Origin of the sequence: Leucobacter chromiiresistens (genome assembly GCF_001477055.1) — a bacterium.
Lineage (GTDB): Bacteria > Actinomycetota > Actinomycetes > Actinomycetales > Microbacteriaceae > Leucobacter > Leucobacter chromiiresistens_A.
This window is the reverse complement of the sequence record NZ_LDRK01000180.1, coordinates 1-613: the sequence shown is the minus strand read 5'-3', so window position 1 is coordinate 613 and position 613 is coordinate 1. Positions and strand designations below refer to the sequence as shown.

The following is a 613-nucleotide window of genomic DNA, read 5'->3' as shown; positions in this document are numbered from 1 at the left end:
GCAGGTGCACGCGCTCGACGCGGACAAGCGCGAGGTGAAGAAGGTGGCGGAAGCCGCAGGCATCACCGTCACCGGCTTCGCGCGCAGCAAGGTCGGCGCCTAACCACTCGCACCGGGACCCGGGCCGCACGGCTCGGGTCCCGTGCTGTGTCCGCACTAATATGGGCTCCGGGTGCGACCGGGGCCCCACCGCGCTTCGGCGTCCACGTTCGAACCAAGGAGACACCTCACATGACCAAGACCGCCGATCGCAAGCGCCGAGTACTGCTCAAGCTCTCGGGGGAGGCCTTCGGGGGCGGGACGCTCGGGGTGAACCCCGACGTGGTCAGCCAGATCGCTCGTGAGATCGCCGCCGCGATGCAGGACGCGGAGGTCGCCGTGGTCGTCGGCGGTGGCAATTTCTTCCGCGGGGCGGAGCTCTCGCAGCGGGGCATGGATCGCGCTCGCGCCGATTACATGGGCATGCTCGGCACCGTGATGAACGCCCTCGCTCTCCAGGATTTCCTGGAGCAGGCCGGCGTCGAGACCCGCGTGCAGTCGGCCATCACGATGACGCAGGTCGCGGAGACGTACATTCCGCTGCGCGCCATCCGCCACCTCGAGAAGGGCCGCG

Annotated in this window: 1 protein-coding gene; it reads left to right on the top strand. The window is 69.2% G+C overall.

Going from position 1 to position 613, the window contains the following annotated elements; translation table 11 throughout:
* Window positions 1-231: 231 nt before the first annotated feature.
* The coding region (locus NS354_RS12955; RefSeq protein WP_193750790.1) for a uridine monophosphate kinase at window positions 232-613 on the top strand (382 nt) is incomplete at its 3' end.